At 59.0% G+C, this 17678-nt stretch carries 13 protein-coding genes and 3 pseudogenes; 11 read left to right on the forward strand and 5 right to left on the reverse strand.

Annotated elements, in window-relative coordinates:
• Positions 1-49: 49 nt before the first annotated feature.
• Positions 50-711, reverse strand: a pseudogene (locus tag LMTR13_RS24340) (ROK family protein).
• A 2135-nt stretch (positions 712-2846) separates the two neighbouring features.
• On the opposite strand from LMTR13_RS24340, the gene LMTR13_RS24345 reads away from it, so the two are divergent.
• Positions 2847-3266: a VirK family protein gene (locus tag LMTR13_RS24345; RefSeq protein ID WP_236843079.1), complete on the forward strand. Its 420-nt coding sequence runs from the start codon at positions 2847-2849 to the stop codon at positions 3264-3266.
• A 16-nt stretch (positions 3267-3282) separates the two neighbouring features.
• Here LMTR13_RS24345 and LMTR13_RS41010 read toward each other — a convergent pair.
• A pseudogene (locus tag LMTR13_RS41010) lies at positions 3283-3418 on the reverse strand (IS5/IS1182 family transposase); the annotation flags it as partial.
• A gap of 1317 nt (positions 3419-4735) precedes the next feature.
• On the opposite strand from LMTR13_RS41010, the pseudogene LMTR13_RS43945 reads away from it, so the two are divergent.
• Positions 4736-6409: pseudogene (locus tag LMTR13_RS43945) on the forward strand (DUF885 domain-containing protein).
• A gap of 234 nt (positions 6410-6643) precedes the next feature.
• Here LMTR13_RS43945 and LMTR13_RS24360 read toward each other — a convergent pair.
• The 3 genes from LMTR13_RS24360 to LMTR13_RS41030 form a co-directional block, all read right to left on the reverse strand.
• Positions 6644-7531: a DMT family transporter gene (locus LMTR13_RS24360; protein ID WP_197520896.1), complete on the reverse strand. Its 888-nt coding sequence runs from the start codon at positions 7529-7531 to the stop codon at positions 6644-6646.
• 365 nt (positions 7532-7896) lie between these two features.
• Positions 7897-8115 (reverse strand): hypothetical protein, encoded by a 219-nt coding sequence (locus LMTR13_RS24365; protein WP_065730018.1) that lies wholly within the window; start codon positions 8113-8115, stop codon positions 7897-7899.
• Between the two features lie 1125 nt (positions 8116-9240).
• Positions 9241-9435, reverse strand: a complete 195-nt coding sequence (locus LMTR13_RS41030; RefSeq protein ID WP_065730019.1) for a hypothetical protein — start codon at positions 9433-9435, stop codon at positions 9241-9243.
• Positions 9436-9898: 463 nt separating this feature from the next.
• On the opposite strand from LMTR13_RS41030, the gene LMTR13_RS24375 reads away from it, so the two are divergent.
• From LMTR13_RS24375 to trpD, 9 genes are all read left to right on the forward strand, one after another.
• The gene (locus LMTR13_RS24375) at positions 9899-11374 is read left to right on the forward strand and encodes an acetyl-CoA carboxylase biotin carboxylase subunit (RefSeq protein ID WP_065730020.1); all 1476 of its coding nucleotides are present in this window, start codon (positions 9899-9901) and stop codon (positions 11372-11374) included.
• A gap of 1 nt (position 11375) precedes the next feature.
• Positions 11376-11879 carry an acyl-CoA carboxylase biotin carboxyl carrier protein subunit gene (locus tag LMTR13_RS41035; protein ID WP_156795754.1) on the forward strand — a complete coding sequence of 168 codons (504 nt, stop codon included), beginning with the start codon at positions 11376-11378 and terminating at the stop codon, positions 11877-11879.
• 1 nt (position 11880) lies between these two features.
• Positions 11881-13488 carry an acyl-CoA carboxylase subunit beta gene (locus tag LMTR13_RS24390; protein ID WP_065730023.1) on the forward strand — a complete coding sequence of 536 codons (1608 nt, stop codon included), beginning with the start codon at positions 11881-11883 and terminating at the stop codon, positions 13486-13488.
• Between the two features lie 185 nt (positions 13489-13673).
• Positions 13674-13979 (forward strand): hypothetical protein, encoded by a 306-nt coding sequence (locus LMTR13_RS24395; RefSeq protein WP_065730024.1) that lies wholly within the window; start codon positions 13674-13676, stop codon positions 13977-13979.
• 259 nt (positions 13980-14238) lie between these two features.
• Positions 14239-14613 (forward strand): hypothetical protein, encoded by a 375-nt coding sequence (locus tag LMTR13_RS24400; RefSeq protein WP_065730025.1) that lies wholly within the window; start codon positions 14239-14241, stop codon positions 14611-14613.
• Positions 14614-14733: 120 nt separating this feature from the next.
• Positions 14734-15264: a hypothetical protein gene (locus LMTR13_RS24405; protein ID WP_065730026.1), complete on the forward strand. Its 531-nt coding sequence runs from the start codon at positions 14734-14736 to the stop codon at positions 15262-15264.
• Between the two features lie 143 nt (positions 15265-15407).
• The gene (locus LMTR13_RS41040; protein ID WP_156795755.1) at positions 15408-15584 is read left to right on the forward strand and encodes a hypothetical protein; all 177 of its coding nucleotides are present in this window, start codon (positions 15408-15410) and stop codon (positions 15582-15584) included.
• 809 nt (positions 15585-16393) lie between these two features.
• Positions 16394-16630: a hypothetical protein gene (locus tag LMTR13_RS41045; protein WP_156795756.1), complete on the forward strand. Its 237-nt coding sequence runs from the start codon at positions 16394-16396 to the stop codon at positions 16628-16630.
• Between the two features lie 27 nt (positions 16631-16657).
• Entirely contained in the window at positions 16658-17671 is a 1014-nt protein-coding gene (trpD, locus tag LMTR13_RS24415; protein WP_065730028.1) for an anthranilate phosphoribosyltransferase, read from the forward strand.
• Positions 17672-17678 lie beyond the last annotated feature (7 nt).

Here is a 17678-nt window from a genome sequence, read left to right on the forward strand (position 1 = left end):
ATCGTCTTACACTGGACGCTTTCACCGCCCCCTTCTTCCATAGTCGAAATCAGCCCTCGAATGCGTTTGTGTTGGCGCCAAGGCGGGCCTTGCGCAGCAGCTTGTCGACCTTGCCGGCGTTGCCGCCGCCTAGCATGATGTAATCCGGCTCCAGCGCAACGAGCAGACGCTTGATGACGTTATCAACCGCGCGTTGCCATTTCTTCCTGCCACGCGCTTGAGGGCTGCGGCGCCGACGTATTGCTCGAACGTCTTGCCGTTGCGGTACGGCAGATGCGCCAGCTCCATCGGTTCCAGAATGCCATCCACGATCATCGCGGAGCCAAGACCCGTGCCCAGCCCCAGGAACAGCATCCGGCCGCCCTGGTAGCTGCCGATCGCCTGCATCAGCGCGTCGTTGACGACCTTGGTCGGGCGGCCGAAGGCCTTTTCGAAATTGAAGCCGGCCCACCCGAGACCGAGATTGTGCGGCTCCGACAAGGGCCGGTTGTTGACTACAGGTCCCGGATAGCCGACCGCGATGACGTCATAGGACCAGTCCTTCGTCAGCGCCTTGACCTTCTTTACCATCACTTTCGCGGATAGCTCGGGACCGGACGCAAACGCGCGCCTAGTTCGCTCCCTGCTCGTCATGACCTTCACGCGCGAACCACCGATGTCGATCACGAGGACCGTATGTCGCGATGCCCGCTTGGCTGTTTTCTTCGCCATGAATTCGCGCCCTGCTCGGTCGGATGATCATAACGCCGGCCGATGCTCACCTGAAGCAGAGAGACAGGCAGCACCACAGCTTTGTTCGGCATCCGACTCTATTTTGTTCGCGAGGAACGAATCGGAATCGTGCAAATCAGTGCGGGCCAATTCTTAACAACGCGTTTGCTTCGTGCTTGTACGCGGATGCCGCGGAGCAAGCAGCCGGATGAAACGAAATAACCATAGCCCGGATCAGCAGAGCGCTATCCGAGTCTGCTCGGTCGATCGATCTTACCCTAACCCCACCCTCCGGCTTGGTCCCCGCCTTCATGATCGGCAAGAGGCGCGCTCCTCGCTGTCGCGAAAGGCCGATATTCCTGCGGCCTGGTCGGCCAGGTGGCGGCCCCTATGCGATATGCGAGCCTGCCACGGCTCTTGCGTCAGATCTCAGTATACGTGCTGAATATGCTGGCGAGCCGTGACGTTCCCCAAGCGTAAACACAGCCTGAAGTGGCCGCTATGTAACTCCATCCCCAAGATCAGCCACAAAATCGATTACAATGTAACGCATCGGAAGGATCGCCATGAACGGAAATCGATATTACGGGGTTTGGTGCCGGGAAACCTTTGCAGCCTCCGTTCAGGACCGCGCGTAGAAGCGCGGCCGTTTCGATATCGAACATAGGAGATTCCCTATCCGGTAGTAGGAACGACAGACAGGCTGATCGAGATGTTCGGAAATTCGCACACTCTATTTGAGCTCTGAATGCAGCTTAGGCGCGTTGGCGAACGCGCTCTCCACACAGTGGTTGCCCTGCCAGAACCACAGAAGGCGCTTTTGATGTTGCACGCGCGGCAATGCACAGTGTCCCACCTCGCACAGCGCGAGTGAAACGGCACCGTTGTATCGGTCATCGCACAAACGGCCGCATCCGACTTAGCACCGGTGAATGCGGTCGAGCGTCGATCTCCCATGCTGAAACAGCACCGGCCCGACGCACACTGCCGGGTATGAGGTGCGTCGGGTCGGTTGGGGCATGGCGCGGCACCTGGCCGTGTCCAACCCAGATAACCCCCTGCAAATGATATGCCACACGAAAAGGTGCCGATGATCGGCGCCGAATTCGTGTCCGGCCGCACGGATTTTCATTTGCGGGCGGGAGCGCGTACGTATGGGCCGTCTCCTCCGGGCTTAGTTTGCGTTACGTCATTAAGATCGATTTGATCGGTGGCCGGACGATCGCCGAATTTCGACGTCGGGAAGGCTTCGTTTGCGCGGCCTGTGGCCAGAGGGAACGCCGATATCCGAACGGATTTGATTTACTCCGTCACAAATCATGACGGCGCATGAGCCTTCATTTCGATTGCGCAGCACGGACATCTACGTAGCGTCTAAGCAAATACGCTCGCGAGGCACCACCGCATGCTAGCGAACGAGTTCGGCATGTCACGCTCGGTTCTGAGCGGGAGCGCCGCGGGTCAGCCAGTCATTGCGATGAGCGGGGTGGACCCGGAGCCGCGCAAAGCGCGAGGTCAAGAGTTAACGCTGCCGTCGCGCCATTTGACATTCCGCCAAGCTTGTTTCGGTAGACCGAGATCAAGTTCCTTGACCGAGCAAGGATTTTGCTCGTCGTCCCACCGCATCAGTTTCGCCGATCGTCCATTCCCCGACCATTTCTTCGGGCGGCAGCGGTCCCCTGCCGGGCGGCCACACCGAGTGCTCGGCAAGATGCCCGTTGAAGGCTCGTTCGAAACTCTTCCGCTTACGCTTATATGAGAGTCCTAACCTGCACCCTCTCGACCATATCGGCCTCCTTTGCATTTGCGCACTATTGCCGTTCACCCTTTCGACGCTGCCACCCGCTGGACCAACCAGTGCAGAGGGTGTCACGAATGGTGACGCCACTTCGCGAACCTTACGTACGAGGTTGTGAGGTTGGATTAGCCTTCGCAACGACTTGCAAGCGGTTGCGACACGTGTAGTTGTTGCGAAGCGCACATACCCGATGTCCGGAGTCCGCCAAGCTGTTTGCGAACACGACATCAGGCAAGTTGCCGCATGCGTGGCCTGCGGTTGTTGTGGAGGAGAAGAGCGTATGAAGTTTAGTCGTAGACGCCTGTCGATCCTGTTGTCCTTGCTTTCGGCTGTAAGCGTGAGCACGATCGCCAAGGCCGATGAGCCCTCGCCGAAATACGCCGAGGTGCTCAGTGCCCTGCAGGCCGGCAAGAATGTGAAGCTCATACTGGACCTGAACCGCTGTACCACCGTCGATGGCGGCAAGCCCGGGCCGGCGACGCAGGCCGGGTTGGTTATAAGTGCCTTCAGGGTGACCGCCCAGAACGGCATCAGCTTTGCCAATGCGCATCAAACCGTGGATAGCTCGGGACACCCGGTGACGGAATACATTCGCCACAGCCTCAGCCGCGAAGGCAAGCTTACGGTGCGGGCCTCCAAGCTGACCGTCGGGGCGACCGACGTCGTGAATCAGGGCGAATTCGTCTGCGAACTGCCGGACGGCGCGAAGTTCGTTTGGGACACCGCGAAGGGCCAGGGTGCGGCTTCGCTACCCTGACCTTTCGAGTGAAGTTTTATCGGAGCCATAACACGGTAGCCGAAATCGTGACGACGGCCAGGTCATTCCTGGCCGTCTTTTCGTAGCCGGTGGCCACGCGGCGAAATTGCTTCGGTTTACTGGAAGAAGTATTCGATGAGGTGATGCTGACCTACCAGGCTGTTAAAGAACTCAGCCGCGTTCGCAAACGAAGGCTGAATCGTCGCCATTGTGTATGAAGAATTGGCCGACGCGCCTGCCCGCAGCGCCGATCATAACCGATCCGCGACCGCAGGCGGTGTCATTCTCGTCGTGTCCTTGCCGTGAGAACTCCGAGCAGGCCGAACCGTCTCGGAGATAACATAGGCGCGCTTCTGCGCTTCGGTCCATCTGCGCGCGACAATGACCGGGACATGGGTCATCCGAGCAGTTTGCCGGCGGCCAATCGGTCGTGGGCTAGGACCATTCCTTCATCGGCGGCTAGGATCGGCATCGTCCAGCCCCCTTTCCGGATCGATGCGGCGATCTGGTCGATTTGCTTGGCCGAATGCCGGGCGAATTCCGTTCGTGCGGCCGTAATCGCTTAATAGGGCCATGTTTTCCATAGCTGGCTTACTCGCTAGTGCGTTCATTTTCTTGCCGCCTGTAGGTTCGTTTATAGGCCTGGAAAGCCCCATTTCGTGGAAGCGAAACACAAAAACCGCGTCGTCAAATATGTGCGAACCGGGCGGTCCCGCGTACCTGCCCCGGCCCCTCCCCATCATCGGTAGGCCCCGGTGAAAGCTCAGACCAACGACGACACAGTGCGAATCGTTGAGGACGCGCGCAGAAGGCTGGTGTTGAATCACGCCGATGCTGCACGAGTCAGCGCGCGCACCCACGTGGAGCATGAATGCCGTGCATCAAAGCGCGCCCCGCACATTGAGCGCGCCATGGGGAAACTGTTCGAAAGGCGGCTTCCTGCTGCGCAGGGTCCTGTCGGAAACTAGCAGCGCCGATTGTCAGCCTTCAGACCAATGTCAGCAACTTGACGCTATACACCCTTACGAAGTGCCTGCCGAACCTGGAATTCAATTCGGCACGCCGCTTGCTTCGTTCGCGGCATCATCACCAACCGCAGTGCGGTGATCTTCGGGGCGAACTAGGCGCGCGTTTCCGTTAGCGTCTGGTCCGCCCCGACGGTTTGCTGCGCGGCGATAGCTTAAGGCGCTCGGTTGTGGACCGCGAAAATGAAGGGCAGCCCCACCGTGGCCAAGCTCCAAACTCCGGAAGACCAGCGACTGCACGAGCGACTTGTGCAGCTATCTGAGCCACACGCCGAAGCTCGCAACGGTCGCCATCTCCGGGACGACCCGGCGGAGTTTTCATCGAGGACATTGAACACCAAGAGCAAGCCTACCATGCCTCAGTCGGTTACCGCCGCACCGCAAACCGAGGCGCTCGGCGTTTTCTTCGAACAAGCTTTCGAACGGCAAATCCGGCTCAGCCCGATGAGCGAGTCTGCCTTGCTCGGGCGCAAAGATCGCCAGCATCTCTGGGACGAGATCGACGAACCAGCACGGGACGACGCGGTTCGGGAGATACGCCGGGACCTTGATCGCCTGCGCGCGGACTTCGATCCCCAGACGTTGCCGGACGCGGCCAAGCTCAGCTATCGGCTGTTCGAGAGCAACTGCGTGACCGCGCTAGAAGCGGACAAGTTCCGGCATTATAACTACCCGCTAAACCAAATGTATGGCTGGCAATCGTCGATTCCGGCCTTCCTGCTCAACCATCATCCCATCGACGCTGTTGAGGATGCGGAGGCCTACATCTCTCGCCTCGAGGGCGTCCGCAGGTTGGTCGCACAAGTCATCGATGGTGTCGAGTTGCGTTCTCGCAAGGGGATACTTGCTCCCCGGTTTGTTTACGACAAGGTCATCCGGGATTGTCGCATTCTTCTGAGCGGCGTGCCCTTTCATGCTTCAGGAAACGACTCGACGTGGCTTGCGGACTTCCGCGCGAAGGTCGAGGCGCTGCCCATATCTTACGCGAAGAAGCCCAAGCTTATTGAAGCAGCCATCCAAGCGATGATCAGGTTCGTCCAGCCGGCCTACGTCGATTTGATTGCGGCGGCGGGCCGGCTCGAGGTATCGTCCAGCACGGACGATGGCGCCTGGAAGCACCCCAACGGGGTTGAGTTCTACGCGCAGGCGCTCAGGGCACATGACCACGACGGAGCTGTCGGCGACACAAATCCACGAGTACGGGCTGGCTGAGGTCGCCCGGATCCGCGGAGAGATGGAAAAATTAAAGAACTCGCTTGGCTTTGGTGGCGACCTCGCCGCTTTTTTCGGGCACATCGAGACAAACCCCAAGCTTGTCTATCCCGATACCGAGGAGGGACGGAGCAGCTACCTCCGCGAAACCTCCCGCGTTATGGACGCGATGTACTGCAATCTCGTCAATTTTTTTGGCAGGCTTCCCAAGGCTGCTTTGGTTGTCAGGCGTGTCGAGGCCTTCCGTGAGAACTCTGTGGGTCTCGCCTTCTATCAGCGGCCGACGGCAGCCGGCCCGGCATCTACTATGTCAACCTGTCCAGAATGGAGATCCTGAAGACATTCCAGCTCGAAGCTCTCGCCTACCACGAGGGCGTGCCGGGTCATCACATGCAGATTGCAATTGCGAGCGAACTGACCGGAGTTCCCGCGTTCCAGAAGTTCGCCTCGTATACCGCCTATGCGGAAGGGTGGGCGTTATATGCTGAGTCGCTTGCCAAGGACATGGGTGCGTATCGCGATCCGATGTCCGATTTCGGTCGGCTGGCGGCGGAGCTGTGGCGCGCCACGCGGCTTGTGGTGGATACCGGCATCCACGCTAGTCGCTGGACGCGCCAACAAGCGATCGACTACCTGCGCAAGGTCACGCCCAACCCCTTGTCCGAGATCATAGCCGAGGTGGAACGCTATATCGTCTTACCGGGCCAAGCCACTGCGTACAAGGTGGGCATGCAGCAACTGCTCGCCTTGAGGAGCAAGGCAAGCTCTGAGTTGGGCCGGGCGTTCGACACGCGCGAGTTCCATGACGTCGTTCTCGGCAGCGGTGCACTTCCCTTCGGAATCCTCAGCGAGCTCGTCGATCGCTGGATTGCAAGCAAAGGCGCTGGCGCAACTCCTCGCATCTAGCGCGCGGCGCGCGCAGATAGTGATCAATCAGCCGTATTGCAGAGCTATTGGGAGGCGAAGCGGACGACTTCGTTAGCCGGCATATACTGATCTGGTAGGTCCGCAACTAAGCTTTTTGTTGTGGCGCGCGCGGGAGCCGGCCATGTCGGCTATCCTCTGAAGGCGCGGCGACGCCATCTCATTTCCGAAACAGGTCTGCGTCAGACGACGTCGCCTGAGCCAAGTTGATCCAGGTCAATCGTGCGGTTTGGAACGTAGGGCCAAGGGCATTCCAAGCGCCGATACAAGAACCGTGGCAGCCCCGAGCCACTGTCTTGCGGTCAGGGTTTCCTGAAGAAAAAGGGATGCCAAAATGGACGTAAACATGGGAACTAGCGGTAGCAACAGCGCGGCTGCGGTCGCGCTCATTCGCTCCAGCGCAACTCCGTAGAGAAGAAATGGGATTGACAGGAGCAGCAATCCGGATGCGACCACCGAAACAATATCAGTGATGATTAGAGAGAGCGGCGGCAATGGACGAACGTCAATCCACACACATCCGACTGCCGCGAAGGCGACGATCTGGCTTGCTGTCGTAAGCCGCAGCGCACCGATCCGATGCGACATCAAACGGACTGCGATGCTGTAGAGCGAGGCAAATAGAACACCGGCGAGCACGAGGGCGACTCCCAGTCCCCGCGTAGCGTAAGGATCAGGTTCGGAGGTCCAGCTCAACAAACCAACTCCGGCAAAGGCCAACAAGCAGAGCAAGCCGACGGCCCGGTTGGGGATCTCGCCAAGGATCAACCACGCGAGGAGTATGATCATTGGCGTTTCAACTGCGAACAGGATCGCTTCCACCGACGCCGGCAACATCGTCAGGCCGAAGGTCGACAAACCAGACGCAAGCGCCGGCTGCAGCAGGCCGGGAAGGCCGGCACGCCAATCGCTCAAGCGAGGCGGCGCGCCTGACCAGATGGATAGTACTGTCAGGCTTGCGGCACTCACCGCCAACTGCCCTGTTAGTAGCGAGAGCGGCTCGATGCAGCAGAGCGCAGCCTTGGACAGAACGTTGCCGATACTCCAGCTGACCATCGCAAGGGTTCCGCAAAGAAGCGGTACGAAGAGGCTAGGCTGGCTCATCGGATGGCTTTCCGCTTGCATCAGGCCGTGTGACCTCCAGGCTCCTGCAATAGATCAGCAGCCGTGGATGAACTCCATGCTGGAGGACACGTTGGATTCAGCCTCCTCCAGAAGTAGCGACCAAGATTCTGGATGATACCGGGTCAGCGAGATACGGAGCCAGGGCGCTAACCTTAGGCATCGCTTGTTCAAGCCTGAGGTTGATCGCGCACACGATGAGCGAACCGCTAACGGCTGAGCAATCCAATTCTCCCCCCATGCGTTATAACTTTTGACGCAGCAAAATTAGCCGTATCGAGCCGAAGAACCACTCTAGCAGCTCCCAGAGAGCTACCTGCGGATTTTATCGAGAGGCGGGCGACGCATCAGGAACTGTGATTAGAGTCAGTGCCGCCATCCTTTTTGAGCGTCGGCCACTCCTCTGCGCGTCGGGCTAGCTTCTCATATTCCTCGGCGATCTTAAGGAGCCTATCTCTGGACTTGCCTTCAGCGAACGACACCGCTTTGGTCAGCGTCGCTTCCGCACGGCGTCGCCAGAATTTGGGATCGTAGAACGGATCTTTCGGTTTCATGTAGATGAGCATGCAGTTCGTACATTAAGAGAATGCGACACCAGCCCTCCAAGATTAAGTAGGCCGCTCTCCCCGCAAAATTCGCAAATTCGACCCAATTGCCGATATCTCGGAGGGAGCGAAGCCGCGGGACGCGATTCGCTTGATAAAGCCGAAGCGGGCGCACACGCATTGAGCGGTTGATAGAGTTGCTTTGCTCATGCCTCGTACACAGCCGGTGGCAGCCGGACCCAGCACGCTACCACCCCCAGCCACCACGACCTCCTCCGAAGGCGCGCTAGGTCAAGTTTCTTCCAGGAACGAAGGTTTAGACGCGCAGCATCTAAAGCGCCCGCCCTCTCGGGCATGAAGCTCTTCCCTTTTCGAACTGCTACCGGACCGCGCAATTTGCGCTGACTAGGATCGCAAGCCAATCCAATATTTCGATCTCTCCCACTTGCCGGCTTGGAGGGATCAGCCGTGCTGGAGCCTTCGCTTCTAGCACGTGCACGGCTGCGCTCGGCCTCAGTGAAGGCCTCTCACTCTGATTCGCGCCAGATGGCTCTTGGGGCGTGCGAGTTTGGACATATCCACACGAGCAGTCCTCGAAGGGGCTTGAATCGTACGTAGCGTTAGATTGTACGATCTTAAAAGCAGGTGGCGCTCCCTCCGGCCATCTGAAAGCGTCCCGCCAGGTGATGAGAATTGCGAATGTCCCAAACTCTTAAGCTCACGCCGCAAGAGTCCGTCACGATCCTCGAGCACTCCCCCAAAGGCGAAGTGATCTATGGACCGCATGGCGAACTGGCCAAGTTGCAGCCAGAACAGGACCAGCATTTGGGACAATCTCGATCTCCGATTTCGCGCGCGCCGCTCCTCACAGGAGGTAGAATGCAGCTCACGAGAGCGCACCACGTGGGTGATGGCCCCGGCTGCGACAGACCGCCAACTGTTCGCTCTCCCCAACCAGGTGCAGCTTCGGGGGCGTGTTGGACGTAGCTGAATGCCGGAATTGCTCCCGGGGTATATCTCACCGCTATCGTAACTTCTTTCGTCTAGCCAGGCCGCAATCGTTGTTTCGCCCTGCGTTGGCGGCTCTGGGTCATCAGCCGGCTGGCGGGTTGTTAGCCGCCTCCATGCGCTCGGAAGTTAGGTATCTCACGACAAAGCGACCGAAGCACCGCTGCGATGGGTGCGCAGATACGCAAGTGCGCTTCCGCGGTCGTCAATGCTTTGAATGGTTCCGGCCTGTTTCCCGGTAGACAGGTCATACTGCGCTTCGCGCAGGACGAACAGTACCGCAGGATGTATCGACTTGAAGAGGATATCGTGAATCAAAAGCAGCGAACGCATGGGTCTTGGTTCTTCAAAGCACACCGCTGTGCAACAGCACTTGCTGTTGCTCTTGTGACGACAACAGCTCTATGCACTGAACAGGCGGGTGCGCGAGATCGGCCGGCGACACCGGAGGAGCGAGAGGCTTGCACACCGGACGTGCTTCGCTTTTGTGGCAGCCACATACCTGATGCAGGCGCCATCACTGCCTGTCTCAGAGCCAAGTTCACAAACCTGAGTGACCAATGTCGCTACGTGATATCAGTTCGAGACTCTGCCAAAGGCAAGGAAGGCTCGAAATGAGCCAGCGCCAATAGGCCGGCGCCTTCGAGTGCCCGCGTTGGAGACTAGTCCCCGGCTGAATCCAGGACGGCAACGCCGGATGGGGACAGATGAACGGGCGCGGGCAATTGAGGCAGCACCAACCGCTTGCGACTGACGGCACTCCCGGCATCGGGTACTTGTTTGGGCGAATAGGCAAATGCGTGAATTACCCTTCCACACCATTCTGATCGCCAACAGAGGCGAGATTGCCGTACGAATCATCAAGACCTTGCGAAGGCTGGGGCTTCGCTCTGCAATTGTCTACCACGATGCCGATGCGGGGACGCCGGCTGTCTCCATGGCTGACACGGCGATTGCCATCAGCGGTCGCACGCCGATGGCGGCCTATCTCGATATCGCGCAAATCATCGCTGCTGCCCACAAGGCGAGCGCCGACGCCCTTCATCCGGGTTATGGATTTCTCTCCGAGAATGCTGAGTTCGCGAGGGCCGTGATAAAAGCGGGCATTGCGTTCATCGGGCCCGCTCCCGAAAGCATAGAACTGATGGGCGACAAAATCCGGGCCCACAACTTCGTTCAGCAGAACGGTTTTCCGGTCGCACCTTCGGCGATCGAAGAAGATGATCCAGCGACATTCACATTCAGGGCGCGAGCTGTTGGAGTTCCTTTGCTGGTGAAACCATCGGCGGGCGGTGGCGGCAAGGGCATGCGGGTCGTACGCGACCTCGCTACCCTGGAGGACGCGATCGCGCAGGCGCGCAGTGAGGGGCAGAGGTACTTCGGCGATGGCCGGCTTTACGTCGAACGATATGTCGAAAACCCGCGGCACATCGAAGTACAGGTGCTCGGCGACTCCTTCGGAAACATGGTCCATCTCTTTGAGAGGGAGTGCTCCGTGCAGCGCCGGTTCCAGAAGATCATCGAGGAGGCGCCGTCACCCGCGCTGTCGCCAGAGTTGCGGAAACGGGTTTGCGAAACCGCCGCCAGCATCGCGCGCGCCGCCAAGTATCGAAACGCAGGCACTGTCGAATTCATCTTCGGCGGCGGAGAGTTCTATTTTCTTGAGATGAATACGCGTCTGCAAGTCGAACATACCGTGACCGAGATGATCACCGGCATCGATCTTGTTGCTCAACAGATCTATGTCACAGCGGGCCGCGAACTTGGATTCTCGCAGTCCGATATCGTCTCGAGAGGACACGCGATCGAGGCTAGACTGTATGCGGAAGCCCCGGAACGCGGATATGTTCCGACGACTGGCAAGGTACTTGTTCTTGAGTACCCGGATGGCGACGGCGTACGGATCGACAGCGGCATCTTGCAAGGCCAGCAGATCACGACAGCGTTCGATCCCATGCTCGCAAAGATCATCGTGCATTCGCCCACGCGCATTGAGGCTGCGCTGAAGGCCCATCGCGCGATGCGGGAGCTGGTGCTTCTCGGCTGCGAGACAAACGCGAGCTTTCTCACACGTATCCTCCGCGAGGAGGCATTTCTGAGCGGACACATCCATACGGGATATCTTGAGGAAAATCCGCACATCGCATCGGGCGAACCTGCGTCCGACTTATCTGGCTTCCTCGCCACAGCCGCCCTCCTGACGAGACCGGTCCGCGAACCGGCAGATGCCGTGCCCGAGCTTCATGCAGCGATGGGCAGCTGGAGAAACTGACGTGAAACACTTTTTTGAAGTTGATGGCGTAGATTATCAGTTCGCGCTTTCACGTTGCCAACGGGGCTATCGCCTTCGCTTGAGTAACAAAGTGATTGCCCCAGTCGCGTTCTTCCAGCAAGGCGAAGGTCGCGGCGTCCTTACCATCGCTGGCGAAAGCGAACCGGTCCGGTTCGCCATCGACGGCGAGGTTATTCACGTGCATATCCGCGGTAGGACGCGCATTTTGCACTACCGCGACCCGTTGAGAACGCTCGCTTGCGCGAATCATGAGGCAGATCATCTCCTGGCCCGCGCGCCAATGCCGGGCCTCGTCGTTGCGACCAGCGTTTCGCCTGGTCAACCGGTTTCCGCAGGCACGGCGCTGATGACAATCGAGAGCATGAAATTGGAAACCACCATACGCTCTCCACGGGACGGCGTGATCGACCGAATTCACTTCAACGAAGGCGAGAGCTTCGAGCGAGGCGCAGTGCTGGTTACGCTCGTCGAGGAAGGGCGTTGAGATGCAGCGCATTTCTTCTGCAGCGGATATCAGATCCCACGAATTTCGCCTCAACGAACTCCACAATAGACGACTTGCGGCCGAACTGAAGGAACGACAACGTGTCGTTCGCTTCAACCGTCCTGAACGGGACCTTGAGCGCCTGCGTCGGCAAAACAAGCTGTTTGTACGTGATCGGATCGAGGCTTTGCTCGATCCAGACACTCCGTTCCTCGAGCTTTCGACGCTAGCTGCTAATAAGGCTTACGACGGCGAGGTGCCTGGCGCAGCGCAGGTCGTCGGCATCGGCATCGTAGCGGGTCGCGAGGTCATTGTTCACGCGGATGACGCCAGCGTGAAGGGCGGCGCATGGTATCCGTTGTCTGTCAAGAAGATCGTGCGGGCTTTGGACATAGCAATCGAGAACCGTCTGCCCGTGGTTCATCTGTGCGACTGTGCTGGTGGTTTCCTGCCTTTGCAGGCGGAGTTCTTCGCGGATCGATACTACGCGGGTCGAATCTTCCGCAATCAGTCCATTCTCTCGAAGATGGGAGTGCCGCAAGTCGCCATCGCAATGGGTCATTGCACCGCGGGAGGGGCGTACGTCCCGGCGCTTAGCGACTACAACATCATCGTGGAGGGAACGGGCGCGATTTTTCTAGGAGGTCCCCCGGTCGTGAAAGCAGCCACGGGCGAGACGGTATCCGTCGAAGAGCTTGGTGGCGCTCATATGCATACCAGCGTGTCTGGGACGAGTGACTATTTCGCAAGCTCCGAGATGCACGCGATTGCCATCGCACGGGACATCGTCGCTCGCTTCAATCGTCCCACGAAATCCTCGATGGATCGAGTCTCTCCGGAGCCGCCGGCGTACGACGCGTCCGAACTCTACGGCATCATTCCCAGGGATCCTCGAGTGCAGTTCGACATGCGGGAGATCATCGCCCGTCTGGTGGATGGCAGCCGGTTCCACGAATACCAGCCACGCTATGGCGAATCTCTGGTGTGCGGCTTCGCGCGGCTTTATGGCTATCAGATCGGGGTTATTGCAAACAACGGTGTGCTGTTCAGCGACAGTGCGCTGAAGGGCGCTCACTTCATCCAGTTGTGCGACAAGCACCGAACGCCCCTGCTCTTTCTGCAGAATATCACGGGTTTCATGGTCGGCCGCGAATACGAACGGCGTGGCATCACCAAGGATGGCGCCAAGCTGATCATGGCCGTCTCTGGAGCGTCGGTGCCCAAGTTCACAGTCGTTTGCAACGGCTCCTACGGAGCGGGGACGTTCGCTATGGCGGGGCGGGCTTTCGATCCGCGCTTTATGTTTACCTGGCCGCAGTCTCAGATTTCTGCGATGGGTGCAGAGCAAGCAGCAGGCGTGCTCACACATGTCAAGGCAAGACAATTAACCCGTGAGGGTGGACGCCTGTCTGAGCAGGAGTTGGCAGCTATTCGAGAGCCGATTCTGGAAGAGTATCGGGAACGATCGAGCGCATATTATGCAACCTCCGAAATCTGGGACGACGGCATTCTTGATCCTGTCGACACCCGAAACGCGCTCGCAATCGTCCTGAGCGCTTCGCTCAATACACCCATTGAGGCGCCACATTACGGCGTCTTCAGAATGTAGCGATCGGATCAGGGCTGCCTTGGCGGGATCATCAAGGTAGCGCAGCGCGATCCAGCCGCACATGAAATGGAAGTCGGCACGATAATCGCAAGGCACAAGGCGCCGATTATGCCCGTCCTTCGATCTAGCTGGCTTTCGAATTGGCGGCCGGGTCTACCTCCACACCCCACGGAAAAGGAAGACAAGTGAAACGCATCACCTTCGCCGCGGCGCTTCTCGCGCTGACGAGCGCGGCGCACGCTGGCCCCGAGCTCGACGCCAGCGCCGGCTTCCTTGCCGGCATCCGCTCGATCAACGTCACCATGCATCGCGTCCGCCCGCACAGATCAGGCGCCGCAAGCCGAAAGAAATGTTCCACCTCGGTGCGCCGTCGCACATCTACGCCGATCACGACGACGGCGGTGCGGTCGGAGCGGTGCGTGCGCCCCATTGACAGGTCGCACAAGACCGGAGAGATCGTCGCGAGCAGAATTGCGACGACGAAGACGTGAGCGAGCGCGAAAGCGTTTCACCGACACGACCAGAGCAAGAGACAGAGCACAGTCAGAAACAGAGCAGAGTAATCCGCGCATACCCGATGATCGGCGCCGTAACAGATCGTCGGGCGTCATCGGAATGTCCGCGTGCCCCCTGATCGATTCCTGACCGCACTACCACGATTCCGGTCAATCGACCCGTACTGCAGAACAAAAACCGTCCCGTTGAAGCGAGAGATTGAATGCCCTCTGCTGCCTCAGAAGCCGCCGTTTCATGATGACAAAGCCCATCATCGCCTTGGATGATGCAGCTCGAACGCTAGCATTGGTGAAGGATCGTTGGCTTGCTGCTGGCGAATACCGGCGAGGTATCGATGGCGCTCGCCACGGTTTTACTCGCAATAGTGGCGGCGTTGTTGTCAGTTCATCTGAGGACAGGCGGATCCGGTTTCAATGTGCCCCATCGTCGACACTATCGAAGCAGCTAGAGGAGATTGGCTTCAAACCAGTTTCGGTGGGGACCACTGAGCCGCTGAAGTCTGTCAACCTCACGCAGCGCTGGCGAACGGTTTCAGAAACGGTCGTGTGCCAATACGACGGCATCACGCAAATGGTGGTCTATGAATTTCCGATGCCGATACGTCGTTGAACGAACGCGATGTGCTGTCGCAAACACGAAACCGGGCTATTGTCTCAGGCCGGATTAGCTATTCGCGCGCGCCCGAAGCGATGTTTTCGTCGCCCTCGAACGGATCCAGGAGTACACCTAGTGGACAATGCCAACAAACAAATAACGCTTGAAGAACACTCGGGTCGCGAGCAGGCGGTAAAGGATGGAAAATGGCATTACGGCCTGAACCGCGAAGATACTCAGAGCACCCTTCACAACGGCGGACTTCGCAGCTTTGTCAAAAAGGCAGCCCTCGATTCGGGCCCGATTGCGCTTTGCGCTCTGATATTGATCAACTGTGGAGCTGCGCTTGCAGTCTTGGCGTTTCTCGAAGGCATATCAACCAGAGCCACAATCGATCTGAGCCTAATCGGCGCCCTCGCCTCAGCAACGCTGTCCTTCGCGTTGGGGGCCGCGCTCGCTTTGCTCGCAATGTTCGCCTGCGCCGCAGCTGAAAAGGCGGTTACTTCTGAGCCACCAAGGATTCAAGAGGCGCGCCGCTTGCGCGCTGCAAAGACCGCGCGCGTTTGCCACATCTGTTCGTTTATTTCCGCGCTGGCCTCGCTAGCTCTATTCGCTTCTGGAATGTCCGAGACGAGCTCCACACTCCCGATGCTGCTGCAGAGGTAAGCTGCCCACGCGCCCGTTCGAGTTGGCTAGACTCGAGCCCGCGAGCTGAGAACCGCCAGGAGCCCCCGCCGATGCAGTGTCCGAAATGCAGCTCCGATGACTGGTGCGAAATCGCGTCGCATGATCCCTGGAGCGGTCGGCCGATGATCGCCTGCAATATCTGCGGCGAATATACTGAGCACAAGCTCGCGGAGCGCGAGGAGGCGTATGCGGTCATTGCCGGCGCCCTGACTGGCGAACACCAACACGACCCGCCGGCTTATGCCGGCAAGATCCTGGATGCCCTTGAGAATGCTGGTCTAACGATCGCCCGCACCTGAAAAAGAATGGGAGACCCCGATGGGCCCTGCCATTCCTTGCCCCGCCCACCTATATCCCCGGCTCCGGAGGACGCGGAACTGGGAGGCGGCGCGCGATCGTCATGCGGGGCTTCACGCCATTATGGCCGATCTTAAGCGGCAGGTCGAGCGAGTGGCATCGAGCCGGCACGATGTGCGTTTTGCTAACTATTTCCGTACCGCAACCTCTTGCGCCGCACTACGGCGAGTACTCGAGGAGGCTACAATCAAGAATGGTGCATAAGCTCGGGGCTCTGAACCGCATCTATTTCGACATGCTCGATCCGCCGCTTCGTGCAATCAGGTGGACGCGGCTAGGAGTTAGGCCGGGATATCTGCAATGTCGCGATGTCGGCTCCGCTCACCTCACCGCGCGCGTCGCTTGGGTGCAATAATCTTCGGCATTGCAGAGACAAGTCGGCTGGAGCACGTCGGGCTGCCGTTTTGGATTCAATCTCTTCTTTGCGCCGCATAGGGATCTTGAGCGCGTCTGTCTGGAAACGCCCGCAGTGAGTGTTCTCATATCAGCCAGGCTGCGCTGGGAAATAGTTTCCCACCATGGCAGTGGCCTGCGTTTGGTCGCTTGTGTCCTCGTACCTCAGGAAGCGAGGAGACGCATATGGTGGCGGCACAATGGAATAATGGAATACTGGAATAATGTTCAGCCAAGCGACTGAAAGGGGTTGAACCTTACGCTGCGTCAGGTTGTAGGCTTGGAAACCAGTTATGACCAAAGCTACACCACGCAAGCAATGGATATCGGCTAACGCGGCAGCCGGGTTGCCGTGCGCATGATCGCAAGTTTGGAACTGGCGCCTGTTCGAATTGACTTCCTACGGATGATGCCGGAAGGCTGCGAGATCGTGCCGTTTGTCGAGTTCGCATCGGACGAAAGCAAAGAGCCAAAAGAGCGTCTTCAAGCATGTTGTGCGATCGAGCGGCCCGCCGCCCTCGTCACCAAGCTGGAACATCGGGATCGGCTCATCGATCAACGAGGCCGCCTTCGCCCAGGCAACCGCTGCCAGTAGCAACAACTAAGCACGTTCGAAAGCACGATGAACGCCTTCAAATCGATTATTGGCAAAGTCGCCAGTGGCGCCACGCTGACCCGCGAGGAAGCGGCATCCGCTTTCGATAGCATGATGTCGGGCGAAGCCACACCCGCGCAGATGGGCGGACTTCTTATGGCGCTGCGGGTGCGCGGCGAGACGGCGGAAGAGATTACCGGCGCGGCTTCCGCGATGCGGAGTAAGATGCTGCGAGTCAGTGCGCCGCACGATCCCATCGACATTGTAGGGACTGGCGGCGACGCCTCGGGCTCGGTCAACGTGTCGACCTGCGCCGCTTTCATCGTCGCTGGCGCTGGCGTAAGGGTTGCCAAACATGGCAATCGCGCACTGTCCTCGCGCTCGGGCGCAGCCGACGTTTTGGCGTCGCTCGGCGTGAGGATCGATATGGCCCCTGAAGACATCGCTCGCTGCGTACACGAAGCCGGCATCGGCTTCATGTTTGCCCCGGTCCATCATCCCGCTATGAAGCACGTTCACCCGACCCGGGTTGAGCTCGCTACCCGCACCATCTTCAATCTGCTCGGACCGCTGTGCAATCCGGCCAGCGTCAAGCGACAGATAGTCGGAGTGTTTTCGCGGCAGTGGGTGCTGCCCTTGGCGCAGGTGTTGAAGAATCTTGGCGCTGAGTCAGTGTGGGTGGTGCACGGCTCGGACGGACTTGATGAGATCACCCTGACCGGCCCCACCTTTGTTGCCTCGATTGAGACCAGCGAGATCCGCACCTTCGAAGTGACCCCTGAACATGCCGGCCTCCCCCGCTGCGGCAGCGTGGGGCTGAAGGGCGGCGATGCCGGTGCCAATGCAGTCGCGCTGCAAAGCGTGCTCGACGGCGCCCCGAGCCCGTATCGCGATATCGCGCTTCTCAATGCGGCCGCGGCATTGATCGTGGCCGGCCGTGCCAAAACCTTGAAGGAAGGCGTCGCCCTTGGGCAGAAATCGCTTGATAGCGGTGCCGCGGCGGCGCGATTGAAACATCTAGTCGCAATCTCTAACGCCTGACAGCCGA

Origin of the sequence: Bradyrhizobium icense (assembly GCF_001693385.1) — a bacterium.
In the GTDB taxonomy this organism is placed as follows: domain Bacteria; phylum Pseudomonadota; class Alphaproteobacteria; order Rhizobiales; family Xanthobacteraceae; genus Bradyrhizobium; species Bradyrhizobium icense.

Excerpts from the sequence above, each read along its gene's own strand:
- LMTR13_RS24360 (WP_197520896.1), bottom strand. The coding sequence starts at position 7,531 with ATGAGCCAGCCTAGCCTCTTCGTACCGCTTCTTTGCGGAACCCTTGCG.
- LMTR13_RS24365 (WP_065730018.1), bottom strand. The coding sequence starts at position 8,115 with ATGCTCATCTACATGAAACCGAAAGATCCGTTCTACGATCCCAAATTC.
- LMTR13_RS41030 (WP_065730019.1), bottom strand. The coding sequence starts at position 9,435 with ATGCGTTCGCTGCTTTTGATTCACGATATCCTCTTCAAGTCGATACAT.
- LMTR13_RS24375 (WP_065730020.1), top strand. The coding sequence starts at position 9,899 with ATGCGTGAATTACCCTTCCACACCATTCTGATCGCCAACAGAGGCGAG.
- LMTR13_RS24390 (WP_065730023.1), top strand. The coding sequence starts at position 11,881 with ATGCAGCGCATTTCTTCTGCAGCGGATATCAGATCCCACGAATTTCGC.
- LMTR13_RS24400 (WP_065730025.1), top strand. The coding sequence starts at position 14,239 with ATGATGACAAAGCCCATCATCGCCTTGGATGATGCAGCTCGAACGCTA.
- LMTR13_RS41040 (WP_156795755.1), top strand. The coding sequence starts at position 15,408 with ATGATCGCCTGCAATATCTGCGGCGAATATACTGAGCACAAGCTCGCG.
- LMTR13_RS41045 (WP_156795756.1), top strand. The coding sequence starts at position 16,394 with ATGATCGCAAGTTTGGAACTGGCGCCTGTTCGAATTGACTTCCTACGG.
- trpD (WP_065730028.1), top strand. The coding sequence starts at position 16,658 with ATGAACGCCTTCAAATCGATTATTGGCAAAGTCGCCAGTGGCGCCACG.